This is a genomic window from Haloarcula sp. JP-Z28, from assembly GCF_011440255.1.
In the GTDB taxonomy this organism is placed as follows: Archaea; Halobacteriota; Halobacteria; order Halobacteriales; family Haloarculaceae; genus Haloarcula; species Haloarcula marismortui.
In genome coordinates this window covers 1-4,629 of the sequence record NZ_JAAOHT010000128.1, presented here as the reverse complement: position 1 = coordinate 4,629, position 4,629 = coordinate 1, and the positions used below count along the sequence as shown (strand labels likewise).

At 54.6% G+C, this 4,629-nt stretch carries 4 protein-coding genes and 3 pseudogenes; 3 read left to right on the top strand and 4 right to left on the bottom strand.

Annotation, left to right across the window (positions count from 1 at the left end; translation table 11 throughout):
* A pseudogene (locus tag G9463_RS23245) lies at window positions 1-98 on the top strand (IS5/IS1182 family transposase); the annotation flags it as partial.
* 172 nt (window positions 99-270) lie between these two features.
* Here the strand turns inward: G9463_RS23245 and G9463_RS23240 are convergent.
* Window positions 271-675: a hypothetical protein gene (locus G9463_RS23240; RefSeq protein WP_240150138.1), complete on the bottom strand. Its 405-nt coding sequence runs from the start codon at window positions 673-675 to the stop codon at window positions 271-273.
* Window positions 676-757: 82 nt separating this feature from the next.
* Here G9463_RS23240 and G9463_RS23235 point away from each other — a divergent pair, with 82 nt between their 5' ends.
* Window positions 758-1,159 carry a zinc ribbon domain-containing protein gene (locus tag G9463_RS23235; RefSeq protein ID WP_004966898.1) on the top strand — a complete coding sequence of 134 codons (402 nt, stop codon included), beginning with the start codon at window positions 758-760 and terminating at the stop codon, window positions 1,157-1,159.
* A gap of 27 nt (window positions 1,160-1,186) precedes the next feature.
* Here the strand turns inward: G9463_RS23235 and G9463_RS23230 are convergent.
* Together G9463_RS23230 and G9463_RS23225 are read right to left on the bottom strand one after the other, a co-directional pair.
* Window positions 1,187-1,510: pseudogene (locus G9463_RS23230) on the bottom strand (ISH3 family transposase); the annotation flags it as partial.
* A 637-nt stretch (window positions 1,511-2,147) separates the two neighbouring features.
* Window positions 2,148-2,399, bottom strand: coding sequence for a hypothetical protein (locus G9463_RS23225; RefSeq protein ID WP_165897952.1), 252 nt, complete (start codon window positions 2,397-2,399; stop codon window positions 2,148-2,150).
* Between the two features lie 150 nt (window positions 2,400-2,549).
* On the opposite strand from G9463_RS23225, the gene G9463_RS23220 reads away from it, so the two are divergent.
* Window positions 2,550-3,848: a site-specific integrase gene (locus G9463_RS23220; protein WP_165897951.1), complete on the top strand. Its 1,299-nt coding sequence runs from the start codon at window positions 2,550-2,552 to the stop codon at window positions 3,846-3,848.
* Between the two features lie 686 nt (window positions 3,849-4,534).
* Here the strand turns inward: G9463_RS23220 and G9463_RS23215 are convergent.
* Window positions 4,535-4,629: pseudogene (locus tag G9463_RS23215) on the bottom strand (IS5/IS1182 family transposase); the annotation flags it as partial.

Sequence of the window (4,629 nt, the reverse complement as noted above, 5' to 3'; positions counted from 1 at the left end):
GCGACGCCGTGCGAGCGCTCGGCTGGTATCGACAGTTCCGTGAGATTGTCCTGATGTTCGCCATCTCGAACATAGAACCGCTCTGTGAACCACTCTAACCGTGACTCAGCATCTATTCAACACGGCAAATAGTACCGTCTTCATGTTTTGGTCGTCGCCCATCAGAGATTACAACCGCCGACCGTGTCTTGTCGTTTCCATACGGGTCATCAAGCGAAACGATATCTCCTCGATCATACTTCATAGATGCAATAGAATCTCCCTCAGAAATCAGTCAAGTAGGTCGTCAATTTCGTTTTCAGATGCAAATGGATCTGAAATATCATCTGACTGAGCACTCGTTTGTCTGTTCTCTTCTGGATGGGCCTGCGACTGTGCTGCGTTGTGTAAGTCTCCGAGGAGCCCGTTAATTTCCTCTTCCAAATCTGGATTGATGAAATACCGCCCGGAAATACGATCAACCAGATCCTTTTCGTACAGCCGTTGCATGGTTTTTGTAATACTGTTACTGTTTATATCGGTGCGCTCCGCGATTTTGACTGGTGGCCACCCAAATTCCGGCTCGCTCGCTAAAAATCGGAGCGCAGCTTCTTCATTTGTCCCCGGATTGATCGGGAAGTCAATCTCTGTTCCTTCCCGTTTTTTGAGGTCCTCCACACGTACTGGCTCCATCATTATTGTCATCTTTTGTCACCGCTCGTCATTAGCGTTTGGATTTGGTCAGGCATCGATTGTTGTAAGTGAGTATTTTCACAGTATGAACCGCTGTCTGTACTCGCTCCCGGTCGCCAAACTCCGTAACCTCATGACGTACAAGGCGGCGTGGCAAGGGATTCCGTCAGATGATGTTGACCCGGAGTACACCAGCCAGCAATGCCCGATTTGCGGTCACACAGAACAGGCGAACCGCCACAAGAAACGGTTCAAGTGCTGTGAGTGCGAGCATCAAGACCACGCTGACCGTGGCGCTGGTGTGAGTGTCGCGCAGAAATGGCTGAGAACACAAGACGATAGAGATGTGCCTGCTCTCAAGACACTCCCGCAGGTGCGGAAGTGGGAGTTGCGACGGCAGGCATCGGGGCCTGTGGACGGCCCGACCGTGGCCTCTGATACCGGCCGAGGCGACCAGACCGATGGTATCAGAGGCGTGTCCGACTAATCCACGGGAAGAAGCCTCGGGGCTTCAGACCTCCACCGGTCGATCTGGAAGTGTCTCAAGCGTATCTCGTTGAAGCAGCGTGTCTCCAACCGATTCAACCGAATCCAGTTCAAACTGATCGCTGAGATGTCCACGGACGGTATTAGCGTGTGGTGAGTCGTCAGTCGTTTCGCAGACGTGATTGATCGAGGTCCCGCCGGCGCTGGCGCCGGCGAGGACCTCATAGAGCGTCTGTGCCGTGACCTCGACGTTCTCGCCGAGATCTAACGAAAGTTCCTCGTCAAGACTATTGACGACAAAATTAAGCAGGTGCTCTTCCTCTATCTTGCTGTCTGCTTGGGTAGGCTTCACACCGCATCCAAGCAGACGCTTCCTCTAACCCGATGTGATCGACTGACAATTGGTTGGGGCCTCGGGAGCGACTGAGACCATCGCTCCCAGCAATTTCTAATAGCACACCGGTGGCTTGTCAGTACAGATTGCGGAAATACCGAAACACAGTCTGGATAGTTCGATAGATCCCAACAGCTGTGAGTGCTATAACGTAGGTACAGAATAATCCGCCGGTAATAAGCAGGTCTCGAAGTGAGGCAGTCGTAGATTCTAGTGAAGTGTCTTGTTCAGAAGTATCGCCTGCTTCTGGTTCAGTTTCAGAACCGTGTGTGTCATTTGTCGATTCGACATCGGAGGGGTAGGGCTCTGCTTGCGGGGACACAACTGTTTACTGTTTACCTTCAGTTAGTAAAATAGTGCTGAAAGTGATATTCTGTTCTGCAACGTATCGTAGACTCTAACACACTATCAGTCGTCGTGAATACAGTTCGTTATTTCATTTGTAGGTGAAATAAATGCTTAATTCGCACTCATACCGAGCAGTTGTTTCAGGTGAGCAACCGAGCAACAAACGAAGTCCAGAAATCGGATTGGAAAGTGGCTAACCAACAGTTGTGGCCAGTATTCCTCACTTGTTGGTTAGTGCTCCGCTGTTCTACACTGTCGCAGCCACGTGCTGATACTCGGCTTGCGACGGCGTCGGCTGTAACGTCAACCCGGCCAACGCTAACTCCCGCAACACCTCGGGCGGCACACCCTCCGCGTCCCGAAGCACGGCATCGAGCGTCCATTTTCCGTACTGGCTCGCACTCGGCGCAAGCACGTCGACAGACTCAGTCGCCACCTCCTCCCGAATCGCCCGCGCTGCACGCCGCACTCGGTTCCGTTCTTCCACAGTGCAGCTCATGCCTCAACACCTCGCACAAGATCGCCGACCAGCGACCCACCGACGTGCGGCCCAACGTCCCAGCCACGCTCACCACGCGTGTATTCACACCAGTCGGAAAGCGTCTGCTGTGGCAACAGAACTATCAGGATTTAGTGTGTTTAGCTGTGTATGCCGAAATCGGCTGATTCAGATTCAGAACCGGGAAAGCACGACGCCTCCCCCGGGATTGAGCGGATGAAGCCGTGGCACTCCGCCGACGACGTGCCCTGGACGCTGCTCACCAAACCACAGCTCGCCGACGCCTACGAAGCTGTGGTCGTGCCGGCGCTGCGGCGCGACGACTTCGACCCCGAAACCGACAGGCCATCCTACGAGTGGCTCTCGAACAACGGCTTCCGTGGGCTCACGTACGCGCTGAAAGAGTACCACGACACGACGTTTGCCACCTTCTGGTCGGACACACTCGGGTACGACACCGAAACCAGCGGCTACGACTGGGATATCGAGCACGACGAGACCCGCGAGTCCTTTCAAGAGTATCTCGACGCCAAGCAAGCGGCCGCAGATGACTGGATCGATAGCACCCGCGAGACCATCCGGTATCGGCTCGCCCGCTACGCTCGGTCCTACCGAGAACGCCACGGAACCGATGATCTCCTCTCGCCCGTCGACGCCGACAGCGACAGCACCGAGACCGAAGCCGTCGACCGCTGCCGGGAGACCTTCGCCTACATGTCCGGAGAGTTCGCTGAGTCGACCATCGCGCGCGTCCACGATGCAATCCGAACGTGGTACGGCTGGCTTGTTGAGCGCCGTGTGGCGACAGTCAATCCCACCAACGGTGCGGAGGACTGGTTCTCGTGGACGCGCTCGTCGGACACAGATCCAGTCGCTCTCGAGTCCGAGCACGTCCGGACGATGTTCGACGCCGCCATCACCAGCCGCGACCGGATGCTCGTTGTTGCCCTCGCTGGCTGGGGCCTCCGGGCGGGCGAAGTCGCGGCGCTGCACCAGGACCAGCTCCATCTCAACGGTGACGACCCCTATATCCAGTTCGACGAGCGAAAGAACGGGCCGGGCACCGTCGCTATTGTCTTCGGCGAAGACATCGCTCGCTGGCACCTCTCCCGCGTCGATGGCTATCTGTTCCCCTCGGAGCGCTCGAAAACCGGCCACGTCGACGGCACGACCATCGCGGGGTGGTTCCACGAACTCGCCGACAGGGCCGGCGTGCCCGAGGAGATCGACGGCGTCGCCCGGAAGCCACACATGGGTCGGCGGTTCTGGTACGACGCCTACTCGCGAACGACCGAGGACCTGCTGGCCCACGTCCAGGATATCGCCGACGAGCAGGGCAGTGCGAGCGCGAAGGTGGTGTTCGAGGACTACCTGACCGACGAGCGAAAGCGTGAACTCCGGCGGGGGTTCATGCGGGAGAAATTATCCAATGCATTTAGCTGCGAATAAGCCGATATAAATACCAAATACATATATCTATAGGTTGGTAAATTGAGTTGATGGACTTCTGGACAGATGAGCGTGCACAATCGGTTCAAGTCGGCGCGGTTCTGCTTTTTGCGATTCTTATAGTTGCTTTTAGTATTCACCAAGCATATGTGATTCCAAGTCAGAATGAGAGGATTGAATTTAATCATGCAACTCAGACTGAAGGAGAGTTGCAAGAGATCCGGAATAGCATAATCTCTGCCGGGGAAAATGGTAATAGAGTGCCGGCTTCGGTACAGCTTGGCACATCATATCCTGCGCGGTTAGTCGCTGCCCAACCTCGGCAATCATCAGGCTCGTTGCGGGTAAGCAACATTGGAGAAGCTAGCAATACATTCTCCTTGCAAGACGGGCCACCAAGTGCTACGATAGCCGAAATTTGCGGTCTTAGCACTGTTAATACAAGTACTGTGACATATGAACCGAACTATAATTACTTGGATAGCGTCGGGTCTGTCACTACTGAAAGTACAGTAACATATACTACTGGAGAGTTTGAAGGACGATCTGTTCAGACGGATCAGTTACTCGTTAGTGGTACAACAGTTCATATATATCCTCTTGTGGGTGAATATGATCGAAGCAGTGGAGGTAGAGAGCCCATTATATTCCAAGGGCTGTGTTGAATCGCCATAAGGCGGTGGAATTCACTGTTTGACGGCACGTTTGATGTTATAGACGACACACATCAGGGCGATTTCTCGGAACTCACGAAACCAGGAACGCGCTCGCACGGCGAAGC